This window comes from Sphingobacterium sp. UBA2610 (assembly GCF_002339225.1).
Classification (GTDB): domain Bacteria; phylum Bacteroidota; class Bacteroidia; order Sphingobacteriales; family Sphingobacteriaceae; genus Sphingobacterium; species Sphingobacterium multivorum.
The window spans coordinates 35,242-51,893 of sequence record NZ_DDKA01000002.1 but is presented as its reverse complement, the minus strand read 5'-3'; the positions used below and the strand labels follow the sequence as shown (position 1 = coordinate 51,893).

Sequence of the window (16,652 nt, the reverse complement as noted above, 5' to 3'; positions counted from 1 at the left end):
TCAAAGCAAGTGATGGAACATAAACATCGTTATGATGCACAAGGCAGGCAGCTTTGTTGTACACAGACAGAAAAAATATATAATCAGGCTGGAGCTGAGGATCTTATTGGGAAAGCTCCGGCTTCCAGCCAAGGTCATGACCATAGCCATGATGAGGACGGTCACGATCACTCGACGGCAGGGGCCAGTCAGATGCAGTTATTTCTACCTGCGCTAATTTCTTTTATCTTACTCATTGCTGCTATAGCCATGGATAATTGGATTGCACAATCCTGGTTTAAGGATTGGGTCCGTACAGGCTGGTACATATTAGCTTATCTACCGGTTGGGTTTCCTGTTATCAGGGATGCTTTAAAGAGTATAGCCAAAGGGGAAATCTTTTCGGAGTTTTTGTTAATGAGTATTGCTACCATAGGCGCTTTTGGGATCAAAGAATACCCCGAGGCTGTAGCGGTAATGTTGTTTTACGCCGTAGGAGAGGTGTTTCAGACCTTGGCGGTAAGTAGGGCTAAAAGTAATATTAAGGCTCTACTGGATCAGCGTCCGGATGAGGTGACCATTTTGGAGAATGGAAAGAGCAAAGTGATCAAAGCTGCCGATGCAGGTATTGGAGCAATAATTCAGCTGAAACCTGGTGAAAAGCTTGGGCTTGATGGTGAATTGTTGTCTGAGCAAGGTGCATTTAATACAGCTGCGCTGACTGGCGAGAGCAAGCCAGATACAAAGATGAAGGGTGATGTTGTACTGGCTGGAATGATTAATATGAACACCGTGAGCCTAATTCAAGTGACAACAGCATATCAGGACAGCAAGTTGAGCAAAATCCTCGAGCTCGTACAGAACGCAACGGCTCAAAAAGCACCCACAGAGCTGTTTATTCGCAAATTTGCTAAGATTTATACCCCAATTGTCGTGTTTTTGGCCATTGGAATTTGTCTCCTGCCTTACTTGTTTGTGGATCAATATGTATTTAGCGAATGGTTGTATAGGGCTCTCGTGTTTTTAGTGATCTCTTGCCCCTGTGCACTCGTCATTTCAATTCCTTTGGGGTATTTTGGTGGAATTGGTGCTGCAAGTAGAAATGGTATACTTTTTAAAGGCAGTAATTTTTTGGATGCGATGGCAGCTATCCGCCATGTCGTGATGGATAAAACCGGAACAATGACTGCCGGCGTTTTTAAAGTGCAGGAAATTAAGCTACAGGCCGGTTACGACGAAGCAAGGATTTTAAAGCTCGTCAATAAAATAGAGAGCCACAGTAGCCATCCAGTTGCAACAGCGATTAGAGAATATGTCGGTCCGATCGATGAGTCTGTCGATCTCAATACCATAGAAGAAATCCCTGGACATGGACTAAAAGCTATGGCTGATGGCAAAGTGTTGCTGGTGGGCAACTTTAAATTGCTGGACAAATTTAATGTAGTCTATGATATCGATCCCAATAGTATCGTATATACGACCATCGCGATCGCTTTAGATGGTAAATTTGTAGGATTCATGACCATTGCTGATAGCATCAAAGCGGATGCTGCGCTTACCATACAGCTACTGCATAAACTCGGTGTAAAAGCCACAATGCTGAGCGGGGACAAGACGACTGTTGTCGCCTATGTTGCCAAGGAACTTGGAATAGATCAGGCCTATGGCGATCTGCTGCCGGAAGATAAAGTGAATAAAGTCAGGGAAATAAAGGGACTAAACGAATCTGTTGCTTTTGTGGGGGATGGCGTTAATGATGCTCCGGTTGTCGCACTGAGCGATGTTGGAATAGCGATGGGGGGACTGGGCAGTGATGCGACGATCGAGACGGCAGATGTCGTGATACAAGATGATAAACCTTCGAAAATTCCAATGGCGATTCGCATTGGAAAAGAGACGAAAAAAGTCGTTTATCAGAATATAGGCCTTGCCTTCATAGTTAAGGGGATCGTGTTGATTCTTGGCGCTGGGGGATTGGCAACGATGTGGGAGGCAGTCTTTGCCGATGTTGGCGTATCGTTGATTGCGATATTGAATGCCATAAGAATTCAGAAAATGAAATTTTGACATTTAGCATCAAGTTGCACCCGCCCTTTTCATTGGATGAAATGAAGGGTGGGTGTATGCCTATTTTTATTAGCCATCATCTAAAACACTAAATATATTAGTATATTTGGGCGTGATTTTTATGTAATGACGAAAGAGCAAATTGCCGGATTGCTTGAAGGAGTACCTTCAGCAGTCGGCGTATATTATATTTATGATAAGCATGATGCGCTAATTTATGTGGGCAAGAGTATCGATATTAGAAATAGGTTATTGCAGCATTTTAGAAGTACAGATTTTAAGGAACGTAAAATCCAAGGAGCAGCCTGCAGAGTTGGATTTGAACTGACCGGTCATGAATTACTTGCGTTATTGTATGAATCTGACCTGATCAAAAAACACCAACCCTACTACAATCGAGCGCAGCGTCGAACTTACTATGGATTTGGCCTTTATCTGGCTGTGAATCCGTCAGGTTATCAAGTCTTGCAGGTTGAGACACTTGATCCCGAACGTGAAGAGTTAATGACTTTTTCGAGTTACCAGGAGGGGCGGGAGCAATTATTTCATATAGTGGAAGCTTATCAGCTGTGTCAAAAAATAAACAAGTTACAGACGTATACGAAACATTGTTTTCAGTATATGTTGAAGACCTGCAAGGGGGCTTGTATTGCGCAGGAGCTTCCAGAAGACTATAATCGAAGAGTGCAGGAATTTGTCGTCTCTTCGGAGCTTCCGCTGGGCGAAATATTTTTGGAATTTTTAGGGCGTAATCCCAATGAAAAGGGCCTTGTTTACTTGTTGGACGGTCGGTATAAAGGATTTGGCTACTGCAATAAGCGTGTTTCTAGCGAAAAGAAAAAGCGAGAAGCCATCGTCTTCAAGGCCGAGAACAGAGATGTTAGACGTATTTTGAGACGCTATTTCAAACTCAACCCTGTTTAAATTTTTAACAACACTGATTTACTGGCTTGATACACCAGTAAATCAGTGTTTCACCTTTGGTAAAAACTTTTTGTCGTTCTCATCGGAATCTTTATAGTAGGCTCGCGCTTCGTCCAGTTTATGATGCATTTCTTCACGTACGTTGTGGTATCCTTGTACATGGTATACATTCTGCATTTCCTGTGGATCTTTTTCTAGATCGTATAATTCCCACTCATCTTTGTCATAATAGAAATGGATCAGTTTGTACCTTTCGGTACGAATTCCATAATGTCGTTTTACCATGTGAATGGAAGGATACTCATAATAGGTGTAATATACGGCATCGCGCCATTGCTTTTCTTTTCCATTGAGTAGGCCACGAAAAGATTTTCCCTGCATATCTTTCGGGATTGCAAGTCCTGCATAATCTAGGATTGTTGGGGCAAAATCGAGATTCTGGACAAGTGCTTTTGAGGATTGGCCAGCTTTAATTTCTGCTGGATAGCGGATCAATAAGGGAGTTCGAAGCGATTCCTCATACATAAAACGTTTATCAAACCAACCATGTTCACCTAGATAGAATCCTTGGTCTGAGGTATAAATGACAATGGTATTTTCGTCAAGTCTATTATCTTTCAGAAATTCCAATAGGCGTCCAACACCATCGTCTACCGCTGCAACGGTACCCAGGTAATCTTGCATATAGCGTTGATATCGCCAGCGCATCAGGTCTTCTTTGGACATGCTGGGATATTTTATCTTAAAATCTGCCATAATTGGGTTGTATATTGAATCCCATGTTGCACGTTGTGCTGCGGTCATTCTTCCTAAGTTTCCATTAAAGGCAGCTTTATCCCAAGATAGATATTCTTTTAGTCCCAATTCATCCATTAGCGTAGGCGGTATCTTATTGTCACCAGCCCAGTTCATGTGTTTAAGGATATTCATTTCCGCGGTTTTTGCGGCGGTTCCTCTTCCTTCGTAGGTGTCGAATAGATTGTCCGGTTCTTTATAGGTTTTTGATGTATATTGTTGAATATGCCGTAAAGCAGGTAGCCATTCTCGGTGTGGCGCTTTTTGATGATAAAGCACACAGAATGGTTTACTAGTATCTCTTTTAGCGATCCAATCTAAGGTCATATCGGTGGTGAGATCCGATACATAGCCTGGCATTTGTTGTTTCACACCATTGATAATGAAGTTAGGATTATAATATTCGCCCTGGTCGATAAGTACCGCGGAGTAGTTGAATCCTTGTGGCAATCCATCCATGTGGATTTTACCAATTAATGCTGTTTGGTACCCATTTTTTTGAAGAATCTTGGCAAAGTTGTCCTGATTCCAGTCGAATTTTGCCTCATTATCAATTTTCCCATTCATATAACTGTGCTTTCCCGTTAAAAGTACAGCCCGACTGGGCGCACATAATGAATTTGTCACGGTCGCACGTGTGAAAATGGCACCTTCCTTTGCTAATCTGTCAATATTGGGTGTTTCATTTAATCCGTAACCATAAGCGCTGATCGCTTGATAACCATGGTCATCACTCATGATATATACAATATTTGGATGCTTTTTTGTCTGCTCTTTTTGTGCCAATGCCCAAAAAGGTACACATGCGTACAAGGTGAACGTAAGAATATAATGATGCAATTTCATGGTTAAGGTTTGTATGTGTTGCGACGATCGTTTTTACCACAAGCTAATATAGCTGTTTTCATTGAGACAAAGATGATGCTATTAGTTTAATGATACCTTTTACTATTTAAATGATTTGTTTATTTTATTATTCTGATAGAAATTTGCAGTATTGATAATTTTACTTATATATGAAGAAGAGTTTATCAGCACTTGCACTAGGGGGATTAGGGATAGGTATTACCGAATTTAGTATGATGGGGATGTTACCGGACGTTGCCCAAAGCCTGCAAGTTTCAATTCCGGAAGCTGGTTATCTCATTACCGCTTATGCTTTGGGTGTTGTTATTGGTGCTCCACTATTGGTAGTTGCTATGAATCGGTTGTCGCCCCTTAAAACCCTGATTACCCTCATGGGATTATTTACCCTGTTTAATGGATTATCTGTGATTGCTCCAGACTACGGTCTTTTGCTGGTGTCGCGTTTTATTTCAGGATTGCCGCATGGTGCTTTCTTCGGTGTAGGGTCTGTCATTGCTAGTCGATTGGCCGATCCTGGGAAAGAAGCGCAGGCGGTAGCGACGATGTATTCGGGATTGACCGTTGCCAATTTATTTGGGGTTCCATTGGGTACCTATATAGGGCATCATTTTTCATGGCGTTATACTTTCTTATTGATTGTTGTCGTCGGTATTTTGACCATGTTAGCCTTAAAGTTGTGGATGCCTAAAATGAAAGCAGCACCTAAAAATAATCCCTGGAAGGACTTTGGCATTTTTCGCAATGTGAATGTCTGGTTTATGGTTTTATTATTTTCAGTGGCCCCAGGGGCGTTGTTTGCCTGGATAAGTTATATTGCTCCGCTGATGACTGAAGTGTCTGGGATTGCTGATAAATACCTGCCGTATATTATGGTGTTGGCTGGATTGGGTATGTTTGTGGGGAATTTGATCGGCGGGAAGTTGACGGATACTTTTTCGCCAACAAAGGTGGTCGTAGCCGTATTGGTGGTTCAGATTTTATGTATGCTGGCTATTTATGGCCTGTCCGACAACGTTGGGATATCCTTGGTGATGACTTTTTTAACCGGAGTCACTACTTTTGCGCTTGTACCTTCGTTAACCCTATTATTGCTTAATTCGGTAAAGAGTGATGCTGAAATGTTGGTTGCTTCTCTGGGGCCTGCATGTTTTAATATTGCGAATGCGTTGGGTGCTTTTTTAGGTGGTGTGCCTATTAATCAAGGCTATGGTTACACTTCTCCAGCTTTGGTTGGTGCGGTAATGGCGGCATTAGGGATAGTCATTTCTTTATGTTACATCCAACGAAGCAAAAAGCAGCCGACTATGGATAACAAAGAAGTTCTTGAGGATGCCGTTGGTCAACTTTCATAACCCTTCATGTCGTCTTGAAATTTGTTGTCGGTCCTAAGAAAATAGCGAATAGAATTGATGTTAACCAATATTTCCACCAATTCTATTGAAGATAGACTTAAATTGAACATCGATATTTTCCCCCAGGTACATGCGCTTGGCCCGGCGTTTTATAGGATTTCGTTGGTTCAATAGGAAGGAAACTGTGGTTGTATTCTCTTGAGGTAGTACAATTTTGGAATTTTGCCTTAAATAGAGTTTTAACAAAGCCATTCCGGCGGATTGTTTATTGGCGACAATAAGACCTTCTCCCAAAGTGGGAAGATAATAGCCGCGGACAGTTTCGTTCTCCACATAGACAAAGCCAGCCGTGAAATGTGGTTCTATTTCGAACCGTCTATTTTCGGCAGCAGTTTTCTGGTCGAGTGCCAAAAGTTGCTCGCTATAACGGGATTGATAGTGCTGTATGCTGTGGTCCGGTTCTTCAAGCTGAGTGATCTGTATATCCTCAAAGAAAAGATAGGAAGAAGATTCCTTAAAGCCGAGTTTTGTGTAAACTGGTGCGCCCATATCCGTTGCAATGAGTTGGATGCTCTTGCATTTTTTGCTATTTGCTATACGAATAAGTTCTTGGGTGATGTGTTTCCCATAGCCTTTTCCTCTTTCATCGGCAGAAACGATAATATGTCCCAACCAGGCTACGTTACTATGGATAATGGTCGTACCTATGGCGACAATTTTCTGATCGACCAGGAGTTTTATGGGAAAACAAAAAGGGCTTTCTATATAGTGTTGTATTTTGATCGTGATATTGCCCCATCCTTCCGGACTTAGCGTTGTAATTATGGGAAGATCGGAAAACTGAATAGGATCAAAATTCATGTAGCCTCTATTTTATTGCGGTTTTATTGTACTTGTTTTTATATTCAAGGGGGGATAGTCCCGTAAACCGGCGGAATATTTCACGAAAAGCCTTTACGTCAGTATACCCAATAGCGTACATTACTTCATTTACCGTTTTCCGCGAGCTTTCCAATTCCTTTTTTGCCGATTCCACTTTTATCCGTTGAAGATATTCCACAGGTGTATTACCTGTCGCTTTAATAAATCTACGGTCGAAATTCCGGCGTCCGACGGTGAATTTTTCAGATAACTTCTCCATGGAGATTTTTTCTGAGAAGTTATTCTCGAGATAGTCCTGTGCACGCATGACCATTTCATCGCCATGTGACTTTTGACCATTAAAGATCATAAAATCGGATTGCGTTTGTCTGGCAATATCAATTTGAAATATTTTGGAGCAATAAATCGCTGTCTGTCTGTCGTAAAACTTTTCAACCAGGTAAAGGAGGAGGTTGAGGAAGGAATAACCGCCACCATTGGTATAGATTCCCTGCTCATCGGTAATAATTTGTTCAGTTTTTAAGTTGACTTTGGGGAAGAGCTTATGGAAGTTTGCTGCTGATTTCCAATGGATAGAGCAGCTTTTGTTATCTAAAAGTCCCGTGGATGCGAGCAGATATGCACCGGTACACATGCTTGCTACATTTGCTCCTTTGGCATGATGGTGTAATATCCATTCTGAAAGAACGCTATTCCCAGCTTCTATTACAGTAAAATTGGAAATGACAGCGGGTACAATAATGAGGTCTGTTTTTTGAATTGCAGTGATATCTTTCTGTGGCATGACCGTTAATAATCCATTGACAAAGTTACTCTGTTTAGAAACTCCTGCTAATTCTATAATAAATATAGGCTCCCTGTTCAGTTGATCGTAATAGCGGTTCGCTTCGATGAATACATGGTATGTTCCAATAATGCACGATATGGTATTAGGGCCTGTCTGACTGTTTGGAACTAAGATCGTTAGGTGTTTCATGTTGAAAGTTTATAAGATTGAATAAACGATAGTACGCTTATTTGATACTATTCAAATATACCGAAACGACTTGTCTAAATCAACCGCTGAGAATGTCTATTTTACACCCCTTTTTGTGTTTTGAACTCCACTATATTTGATCTATAAATTTAAATTAATACGACAGGATGGTACGAATGATCGCAATATATAAGACCCCTACGAATAGGGAGTTTTTTGACAAACACTATTTTGAGACCCATATTCCCTTGGCAAAAACGCTTCCTGGACTTATTCGTTATGAAGTGGCCAAAGGTGGAATTATGTCCACGACTGGACACAAAGATGTGTATTGTATTGGAACTTTATATTTTGAAAGTTTAGCAGCGATTAAAATAGCATTTGCGTCTGAAGAAGGAAAGGCGTGTGCAGTTGACCGAAGAATCTTGGCACCTCATGATCATGATGTTCAGATTTACATATTTGATTCGATTGAGGTATAGGAAGATAAGAAGTATGAGTTAATGGTTAAAAATACGAAGAATGATGAAAAAGGAAGATTTTAAAATGAGTATTACCGTTGATGCAGGTGCTCAACGCGTATTTGAAGCAATCAATAATGTCCGTGGATGGTGGTCTCAAAATATTGAAGGGCCAACTGCTGCTTTGCATGATGAGTTTATATATCATTATCAGGATGTACATCGTTGTCGAATACGAATAGAAACGATGGAAACAGATCGTAAAGTAGCCTGGCGGGTCCTCGAAAACTATTTTAAATTTACCCAGGATGAACGGGAATGGACTAATAGTTCCATTATCTTCGATATTGTTGAAGATGTAGGTACAACTACATTACATTTCACCCATCGTGGGCTTAATTCCCAGATGGAATGTTACAAGGTATGTCATGATGCCTGGACATATTACATAGCGGACAGCCTAAGACAATTGATTTTAACGGGGATGGGACAGCCTACTCCAAAGGAGGAAATAGCGCTGGACGCTATGGAAGAGAATCGCATACCACATGATCCTGGGACAAAAAGTATCTACCATAGATTGTTAATTGAAACTCCGGTAGAGACTGTTTACAAGGCGCTTACAACGGCGGAAGGACTAGCAGGCTGGTGGACACCAGATACGAAGGCAAAGCCAGAGATTGGTGCGATCCTGCGCTTTGGATTTGGTCCCAGCTATTTTAAAAATATGGAAGTTATTGCGCTGAAGCCTTATTCCAGGGTCGAGTGGCGCTGTGTCAAGGCATTTGAGGAATGGATTGGAACGACACTGACCTTTGAACTTGAACCTCAGCAAAAGGGATGTATGCTGCTGTTTCACCATGATGGCTGGACAAATTATAGTGCGGAATTCGCTTCCTGTAGTTTTGATTGGGCACTATTTTTCAGGAGTTTAAAATTTTTCTGTGAAAAAGGAAAGGGTTTTCCTTATCCCGAATTTAATGTATAAAATTCGGGAAGGGGCATAGTGTATTTTTGGTATAAAATGAGACTATCGCAATAGCTTGGCAATCGCATGCAGATAGTCTTTATTTTTAGAAAAATCATTATGTCCCTCCTTTGCCAACCGAATCAATTTATCCTGTTTTTTAAAGAATCTACTCAGTTTAATGGAAGAGTCAAAATAGACGGCTTTATCCTGGTCTCCGTGGAAGATGATCGTTCTACATTTTACTTTTTGTAATGCCGAAGCATTGTCGAAATGAAAGGGGAGCCCGCTTGTATCGAGCTCAGGAGCGATATGTTGCGTCCAATCTTCAAAACTATAGTAAGGTGCCTGAAGAATAAGTATTTTTGGGGCGTTATGCGAAGCAATAGTTGAAGCCAGTGCTGTACCCATCGATTGACCAATTATGATGATATGATCTTCCGGATAATGTTGTTTCAGGTTATCATAGACTATTTGCAGGTCACTATAAAGTAGTTCTTCATTGGTTACTTTACCTTCACTTTTTCCGTAACCTCGGTAGTCTAACATAAAAAGATCATAGCCGTTATCAGTATAGATATTCGCAATTTTACCCCAAGTGTCTACCGCCCCATTACTGCCATGCAAATAGAAAATTAGTCCTTTGCTCTTGTCTGCCTTAAACAAGATCCCATGGAGTTTAACATGATCTGCTGTTGTGATAAATTTTTCTTCATATTTGCCCTGAAAATGGAAGGTTGAATCTTGGAGCTTTTTGCTTGGAAATAGTTGTTCCTCAAGGATCTCATTCCAGTTTGGTTTCACTTTAGCCTTACTATTGGCTTGCGCATGTACTACGAGGTATGAAAAGATGAATAGCAGGAGTAATAGCATTGGACGTGACCAAATGTGACGATAGAATTTTGTTAATGCGGTGGTATTGTTTACGTGCATAAATATACTTGGTCTATGATTTTTATTTAAGTTACACATTTCTGTGGCATCCAGAAAATGTGGGAATTCATAGTTTTAGCGGTATCTTTCTTATAAACTTAATCTAGGTTAAGTTTACGCCTTAATCTAGGTTGTTGGAAGCAGACTTCTTCTTGTCGTACCTTTGAGATAGCAATTTAAAATGAAGTGATCATTTAGGCTTCAACTTAAATTCATCAAGAACGATAAAAAAGGAGATTATAACATGAAAAAATCAATTGAAAGAATTTTCCAACGTCCAGCTCAACCTGGCATGGTAGGAGATGGATTTCGTGTATTTAATATGATACCAGGGAATGGGATTTCCCAAAAGAGGATGAGTCCATTTCTTTTACTGGATTTCAATGCAGCATTTGATTTTGGACCTTCGGATCATATTAGAGGCGTGGATGTACATCCGCATAAAGGATTTGAAACCGTGACTATCGCCTACAAAGGTAGTGTAGCCCATCATGACAGTTCGGGGAATAGCGGTGTTATTCGTCCGGGTGATGTACAATGGATGACTGCCGGCGCTGGCATATTGCATAAAGAGTACCATGAAGAGGAATTTTCAAAGAAAGGCGGATTATTTGAAATGGTTCAGCTCTGGGTTAATTTACCAGCGAAAGATAAATCAACAGCGGCGCACTATCAGGCAATTACTGCCGATCAGATGGGGAAAGTCGTGTTGCCCGATGCGGCAGGGGTAGTCAATGTCATCGCGGGGAAATTTCAGGATATGGTTGGACCAGCGAGCACCTATACCCCTGTCAATCTGTTTGACATCAAATTGGAAGAACAGCATGAAACGAACTTTTTGGTTCCACAAAATCATAATACAGCGATGCTCGTTGTGAATGGCGAGGTTGTAGTCAACGGTGAACTTGCTAAGGAGCATAGCTTTGTCTTATTTGGTCATGATGGTGAAGAGATTTCGATAAGGGCAAATAAGAATGCAGTTTTACTTGTGTTAAGTGGTGAACCCATTGATGAACCTATCGTGAGTTATGGCCCATTTGTAATGAATACACAGGCGGAGATTTACCAAGCCTTTGAAGATTTTCAAGCTGGCAAGTTTGGCGTACTTGAATAAATGAAATAAATTTCCATACATGGCTTATATCCTTAATATGTAGGCCATGTATGGAAATCAAAATGTCCGTTAACTTGCATTTCTTGGGATTGTCGTGCTCAACGACTAAGAAAAGTTTTTTGGTCGTCTATCATAGCCGACATGCACGATGAGGACCAGTAGTGTACAACAAAAGCCGGTCAATACCACGCCATTCCATTGAAAGTATTTCCAAGCCAGGGAAGCCAAGTAACTACCCAATGATCCACCGGCAAAGTAACTAAACATATAGACTGTATTTAGTCGGTTGGTTGCCCCTAGATTTAAGGAAAAAAAGCAGATTGATTGCTGATATGCATGGATTGTAAACCCAGGTCGATTAAGATTACACCTGTTATTAATCCGATATAGCTATTCCCTCCGATGTAGAATAAAATCCAGCTCAATAGCAGGATAAATATGGAACCAAGAATAATGGTATACGTAGAAACACGCGTTGCAATCCGGCCGACCACTGATGCTGCCAGCGCGCCAACAGCCCCTATTAATCCGAAGGATCCCGCTACGGCAGAGCCTGCGTAGAAAGGAGCTTCCTGTAAATGAAATACTAATGTAATCCAAAAAGCACTGAATCCAGCAAAGCCTAAAGCCCCTCTGAGTGCAGATAGCCGTAATACCGGTTGAGTTTTTGTCAGATGGACCAAGGAGTGCATTAATTGGAGATAAGTACCTTGAAATGTCGGTTTTACATCAGGTAGTGCGAAAGCTAATAATAACATGAATAAAACCATTAATGCTATAGCTATATAATAGATTGCTTGCCATCCCCAGATATCGCCAATAAATCCAGCTGCGACACGGGAAAGCAGAATACCCAATAGTAAGCCACTCATGACCATTCCGATTGATGAATTGCGTTTTTCGGGAGCAGCTAGTTCGGCCGTGAGGGGAACGAGCATTTGAGGAACGACAGAGCTGAATCCAACCATAAAGCTTGCGATATAGAGCAACTCGAGGGTGGGAGCTAAGACCATAGCCAATAAGGAGACTACGATCAGCAGAAATATGGTTAATATTAATTTCTTTCTTTTTATCATATCTCCCAAAGGGACGATAAAGAGCAGCCCGGTTGCAAAACCGATCTGTGTGAGCATAGCAATCATGCTAATTGTAGCTTCACTAACGTGAAAGTCTTTTGCCATCAATCCCAAAAGCGGCTGATTATAATAGTTGTTGCCGACCACTATTCCCGTTGTCAAGGTAATAAGCCATAAAAGGGGCTTCGTAAGTACAGGTGTATGCCGCTTTGAGTCTACGTGAAACTCTATGTTTTGATTTGTTATGTCTGTTGTATGTATCATTTTGAATTTTATTTCCTTGGCTGCAAATTTACAGCGATCAGTAATGGAGGAATTGAAGAATTCGATCCATGAATTGAAGAATTGAAGTTTGATTAACCTAAATTGATCCAGAAGTTCGATAATTATGTACTGGATTAGCTATTGTGTTGCTGTTTTTTGACTTAAGTCATGGTTTTTCAGTTGCGAGGCGATTAGTTTTGGGACTTAAATTTTTTATCAAATGACAGAACTCGAGCATATTATTTGGATTTCTATTATTTTAATTGTGATCACATCAGTTAGGAGCCGTTTAAAACTAGCACTCCCCATTTTATTGGTTATCGTGGGACTTATATTGAGTTTGGCACAGTGCTTTCCGGTATTGGCGATTAATCCCGATATAATTTTTAATATAGTTTTGCCGCCAATTTTGTTTGATGCAGCCTGGAATACATCTATTCCGGATTTCAAACGGCAATTTTCTAAGATTTCTTTATTGGCAGTCGGACTGGTATTGATTACAACGACTGTTATTGCAGTTGTTGTTCATTCGATCATTCCAGGATTTAACTGGGCGATTTCCTTTGCGTTAGGGGCAATTATTTCGCCACCGGACGCGATAGCAGCGACGAGCATTGCGAAGGATCTTCCCCTATCGAGAAAATTAATCACGCTTCTTGAGGGGGAAAGTCTGCTTAATGATGCATCCGCATTAATTGCATTTAAGTGTGCGATTATAGCATTGGTAAGTGGTGGTTTTTCATTTTGGAATGCTGGATTACAGTTTGTGATAATGGGAATAAGTGGAGTGGCAATAGGTTTGTCGATCGGTTATGGGTTTGTAAAATTACATCGCTTTCTCCATGGCAATAGTAATGTCGAAACCTTTGCTGTGTTGTTGTTACCATTTGCGACATATAGCCTTGCTGAACATTTAGCCGCTTCAGGGGTCCTGGCTGTCGTCAGTTTAGGTATGTATATCTCCTGGAATTCCTTTTCCTTATTTAGCTCAGCAAGCCGTTTACAGATGAGCCATTTTTGGGATGTCATTATTTTTATTCTAAATGGACTCGTTTTTTTGATTTTAGGCATGCAGCTTCCCCACATTGTTGAAGCAATACCTCGTTCAGAAATAATCGTTCTGACTTTGTACGGCTTCTTGATCTTCTGTCTGTTAATTCTGATACGCTTAATTGTGACCTACTTTTTTCCGCTGTTTTCTTGTCGGGAAGATAAAGAGGATGCAGCTTTTCAATGGCGATTTCGAAAGGAGTATATTATTTTGTCTTGGTCGGGTATGCGCGGGGTTGTTTCACTTGCTACCGCATTTGCATTGCCTTTATATGCAAACAATGGTTCGCTCATTGCACAGCGAAATACCGTTCTCTTTCTTTCCTTTGTTGTCATTATTTTCACGTTAGTTATTCAAGGAATTAGTTTGCCTCAACTTATTAAGCGTATTACTCCCAAGCCGAACAAACAGGATAAGGGGAAAGAACTAAACGATTTATTGATTGAGCGTTCGTTAAGCTATTTGGAAAGTCTGGAAATCGACAGACCATTAGTGCAAGAAGTCGTACAAAAGATGCAAGTAAAGTTGCAAAATCAAAGGGAAGAACCTAACGACATGAAGAGATCTATCAAAGACATTATCTGTAGGGATGAGTGGCGAGCATGCTATTTTGACATCGAACTATCTATGATTCAAGTGCAGCGAAAAGAACTTGTGAGAAGCTATCAAAAGGGGATTTATCCCTTGGAAGATGTTAGGAAAAAGGAATTTGAACTTGATTTATGGACAGCAAATATTTATCAAGAAATGAAATTGTAGGTGTTTGCTGTTTTTGACTTAAGTCAATGTTTATTGTTTTTCATGGATAGATCTTTGTCATCAAATAAGCCAGCCTCAGTTATTCGGAAAGAGGCAGGATAATATAGAATGATATGAAAAATTTGTTAACAATGTTTGGGGATGATCCCATAGCAAGAGTAGAAAGGCATTAAAGGATTTACAGGCCGGTAAAGGGGTTCTTCTTATCGATAATGAAGATCGAGAGAATGAGGGGGATCTTATTTTCTCTGCCCAAAACATGAGCATACCGGATATGGTACAAATGATCCGGTATTGTAGTGGTGTTGTCTGTCTTTGTCTCACCCATGAGAAAGCGAATGAATTAGACTTACCTTATATGGTGTCAGCTAATTCAAGTCCTTACCAAACGCCATTTACAGTATCTATCGATGCAAAGATAGGGGCAACTACGGGGCTCTCGGCTTCCGATCGAATTGCCACAATAAGAGCGGCCTGTGCGCAGGATGCCAAACCGGGGGACCTTGTTCGCCCAGGTCATATCTTTCCCTTGCGGGCGCACGCGAACGGAGTATTGGGTCGCGATGGTCATACAGAAGGCAGTATCGATTTGATGCTTATGGCGGGTTTAGAACCGATGGCTGTCTTATGTGAATTGATGAATGAGGATGGGACAATGGCGCGTTTGAATGAGGTCTCAGCATTCGGACTGAAACATAATCTTACCGTATTATCTATTGAGGATATTGTTACCTATAGAAAGCTAAATAGTAATCATCGAAAAACAGTATATGAATCAGACAAACACTAAAAAAATAAGATCGTTATTCCGCGTTGGCCGAAAAGAGTACCTTACACCACATCTTATCAGGGTAATATTTGATTTAACCGATGAGCAGCTCGGGTTATTGGCCGAAGTCAGTTCGGGTTCAAATAACAAGCTTTTCGTTCCGTTACAGCACAATGCGCAAGAAGTAGTCGTCAGAACTTACACCAATCGTAAAATAGATCTTTCTAACAGAGAATTGCATATCGATTTTGTTGTTCATGGTGATAGCGGTCCGGCATCTGCATGGGCAATCAAGGCGGAAAAGGGCGATCAATTGGAAATTGGCATGAAGGAGAGCAAAAGAAAATTGGTTCCCCAGGTAGACTGTTACCTGCTGGTTGGAGACACAACAGCTTTACCGGTTATTGCTGCAATATTAGAAGAGCTTCCAGCGACGGCTAGAGCAAAAGTAATTATTGAGATTCCGGCAAAAGAAGACGAGCTTGTATTGTCCTCAGCCTGCAGTGCACTCATACAATGGTGTTATAATCAGACACCAGAACAAGGGAGTAATCGCGCTGAATATGTTAAAAAAGCCGACTTTAGGGCGGATGATCAAACGAGTTATATCTTTATTGCTGCGGAGTATGCCATTGTGAAAGAATTACGTCATTACTTTCGGGAGGAAAAAGGGAGAACTTCACAAGACCTATATGCCTGCGCATACTGGAGAGTGGGGCATGCAGAAAGTGAACTTATGAATTTAAATGAGCCGATCTAGTTCTTGAATTAGTTACTGTTAATCCAATTTTATTAGTTTTGCTGGAAATTAATTTAGAACAGCAATTAAAATGGATGAGCTATTGATATCCTATATCACGAGTAAAATTACGGTAACAGAAGATGAATTACATCTAATACGCTCATATTTTAAGCCTTTAAAGCTAAAGAAAAATGAGTTTTTGTTGGCCAATGGTGAAATAAGCCAACGCTCATTTTTCGTGACCAAGGGGTGTTTACGTATTTTTTTTATTAATGAGTCTGGACAAGAAGCAACACGCTACTTTGCCTTTGAGAATCAGTTTGCAACCGCATTAGTCAGTTTTATTACAGGAGAAGAGTCCGAAGAATTCATTCAGGCTTTGGAACCTACTGAAATCTACTATATAAGTCATAAGGATTTTTATCATTTGTTGGACCTTATTCCACAGTGGGAGAAGTTCTACCGTCTCTATTTGGAAATTGCCTATGTAACAAATACAAAGCGTCTGATGTCATTTTTAATGCAAGATGCCCTTGAAAAATATCGTTTATTGTTGGATGAAAATCCAATGGTTGTCAGAAGGCTATCCAATAGAATAGTTGCTTCCTATCTGAATATTTCACAGGAGACATTGAGCCGTTTAAAGTCAAAGCTCTAAAACTCAACTGGCCTAT

The 16,652-nt window shown here is 40.7% G+C and carries 16 protein-coding genes; 10 read left to right on the top strand and 6 right to left on the bottom strand.

Annotation, left to right across the window (positions count from 1 at the left end; translation table 11 throughout):
- Positions 1-12 precede the first annotated feature (12 nt).
- Positions 13-2,046 (top strand): heavy metal translocating P-type ATPase, encoded by a 2,034-nt coding sequence (locus tag B4Z47_RS02595; protein ID WP_112374762.1) that lies wholly within the window; start codon positions 13-15, stop codon positions 2,044-2,046.
- A 126-nt stretch (positions 2,047-2,172) separates the two neighbouring features.
- Positions 2,173-2,970 (top strand): GIY-YIG nuclease family protein, encoded by a 798-nt coding sequence (locus tag B4Z47_RS02590; RefSeq protein WP_070564333.1) that lies wholly within the window; start codon positions 2,173-2,175, stop codon positions 2,968-2,970.
- A gap of 42 nt (positions 2,971-3,012) precedes the next feature.
- On the opposite strand, the gene B4Z47_RS02585 is transcribed toward B4Z47_RS02590, so the two are convergent.
- Complete coding sequence (locus tag B4Z47_RS02585) at positions 3,013-4,611, bottom strand: sulfatase family protein (RefSeq protein WP_070564330.1); 1,599 nt, start codon at positions 4,609-4,611, stop codon at positions 3,013-3,015.
- A 170-nt stretch (positions 4,612-4,781) separates the two neighbouring features.
- Here B4Z47_RS02585 and B4Z47_RS02580 point away from each other — a divergent pair, with 170 nt between their 5' ends.
- Positions 4,782-5,984, top strand: a complete 1,203-nt coding sequence (locus B4Z47_RS02580) for an MFS transporter (RefSeq protein WP_112374765.1) — start codon at positions 4,782-4,784, stop codon at positions 5,982-5,984.
- A gap of 60 nt (positions 5,985-6,044) precedes the next feature.
- On the opposite strand, the gene B4Z47_RS02575 is transcribed toward B4Z47_RS02580, so the two are convergent.
- Both B4Z47_RS02575 and B4Z47_RS02570 read right to left on the bottom strand, forming a co-directional pair.
- Positions 6,045-6,845: a GNAT family N-acetyltransferase gene (locus tag B4Z47_RS02575; protein ID WP_070564323.1), complete on the bottom strand. Its 801-nt coding sequence runs from the start codon at positions 6,843-6,845 to the stop codon at positions 6,045-6,047.
- Between the two features lie 7 nt (positions 6,846-6,852).
- A complete protein-coding gene (locus tag B4Z47_RS02570; protein ID WP_115048644.1) occupies positions 6,853-7,842 on the bottom strand; it encodes a GlxA family transcriptional regulator in 990 nt (329 codons plus the stop codon).
- Positions 7,843-8,009: 167 nt separating this feature from the next.
- Between B4Z47_RS02570 and B4Z47_RS02565 the strand changes: the two genes are divergently transcribed.
- Positions 8,010-8,324 carry an EthD family reductase gene (locus B4Z47_RS02565; RefSeq protein WP_115048646.1) on the top strand — a complete coding sequence of 105 codons (315 nt, stop codon included), beginning with the start codon at positions 8,010-8,012 and terminating at the stop codon, positions 8,322-8,324.
- 40 nt (positions 8,325-8,364) lie between these two features.
- On the top strand, positions 8,365-9,291 hold the full coding sequence (locus B4Z47_RS02560) for an SRPBCC family protein (RefSeq protein WP_236560191.1): 927 nt from the start codon (positions 8,365-8,367) through the stop codon (positions 9,289-9,291).
- A 42-nt stretch (positions 9,292-9,333) separates the two neighbouring features.
- Here B4Z47_RS02560 and B4Z47_RS02555 read toward each other — a convergent pair whose 3' ends face one another.
- On the bottom strand, positions 9,334-10,203 hold the full coding sequence (locus B4Z47_RS02555) for an alpha/beta hydrolase (RefSeq protein WP_159332938.1): 870 nt from the start codon (positions 10,201-10,203) through the stop codon (positions 9,334-9,336).
- A gap of 244 nt (positions 10,204-10,447) precedes the next feature.
- Here B4Z47_RS02555 and B4Z47_RS02550 point away from each other — a divergent pair, with 244 nt between their 5' ends.
- A complete protein-coding gene (locus B4Z47_RS02550; protein ID WP_070564311.1) occupies positions 10,448-11,317 on the top strand; it encodes a pirin family protein in 870 nt (289 codons plus the stop codon).
- A gap of 105 nt (positions 11,318-11,422) precedes the next feature.
- On the opposite strand, the gene B4Z47_RS02545 is transcribed toward B4Z47_RS02550, so the two are convergent.
- Positions 11,423-11,584: a hypothetical protein gene (locus B4Z47_RS02545; RefSeq protein WP_236560192.1), complete on the bottom strand. Its 162-nt coding sequence runs from the start codon at positions 11,582-11,584 to the stop codon at positions 11,423-11,425.
- Between the two features lie 35 nt (positions 11,585-11,619).
- A complete protein-coding gene (locus B4Z47_RS02540; protein ID WP_236560193.1) occupies positions 11,620-12,657 on the bottom strand; it encodes an MFS transporter in 1,038 nt (345 codons plus the stop codon).
- A 220-nt stretch (positions 12,658-12,877) separates the two neighbouring features.
- Between B4Z47_RS02540 and B4Z47_RS02535 the strand changes: the two genes are divergently transcribed.
- From B4Z47_RS02535 to B4Z47_RS02520, 4 genes are all read left to right on the top strand, one after another.
- A complete protein-coding gene (locus B4Z47_RS02535) occupies positions 12,878-14,467 on the top strand; it encodes a Na+/H+ antiporter (RefSeq protein WP_112374769.1) in 1,590 nt (529 codons plus the stop codon).
- Between the two features lie 205 nt (positions 14,468-14,672).
- Positions 14,673-15,257, top strand: a complete 585-nt coding sequence (gene ribB / locus B4Z47_RS02530) for a 3,4-dihydroxy-2-butanone-4-phosphate synthase (protein ID WP_083295864.1) — start codon at positions 14,673-14,675, stop codon at positions 15,255-15,257.
- Positions 15,238-15,996 carry a siderophore-interacting protein gene (locus tag B4Z47_RS02525; protein WP_115048648.1) on the top strand — a complete coding sequence of 253 codons (759 nt, stop codon included), beginning with the start codon at positions 15,238-15,240 and terminating at the stop codon, positions 15,994-15,996. Before ribB ends, B4Z47_RS02525 begins: the two co-directional genes overlap by 20 nt.
- 70 nt (positions 15,997-16,066) lie before the next feature.
- Positions 16,067-16,636: a Crp/Fnr family transcriptional regulator gene (locus tag B4Z47_RS02520; protein ID WP_070564302.1), complete on the top strand. Its 570-nt coding sequence runs from the start codon at positions 16,067-16,069 to the stop codon at positions 16,634-16,636.
- The last annotated feature ends 16 nt before the right edge of the window (positions 16,637-16,652 follow it).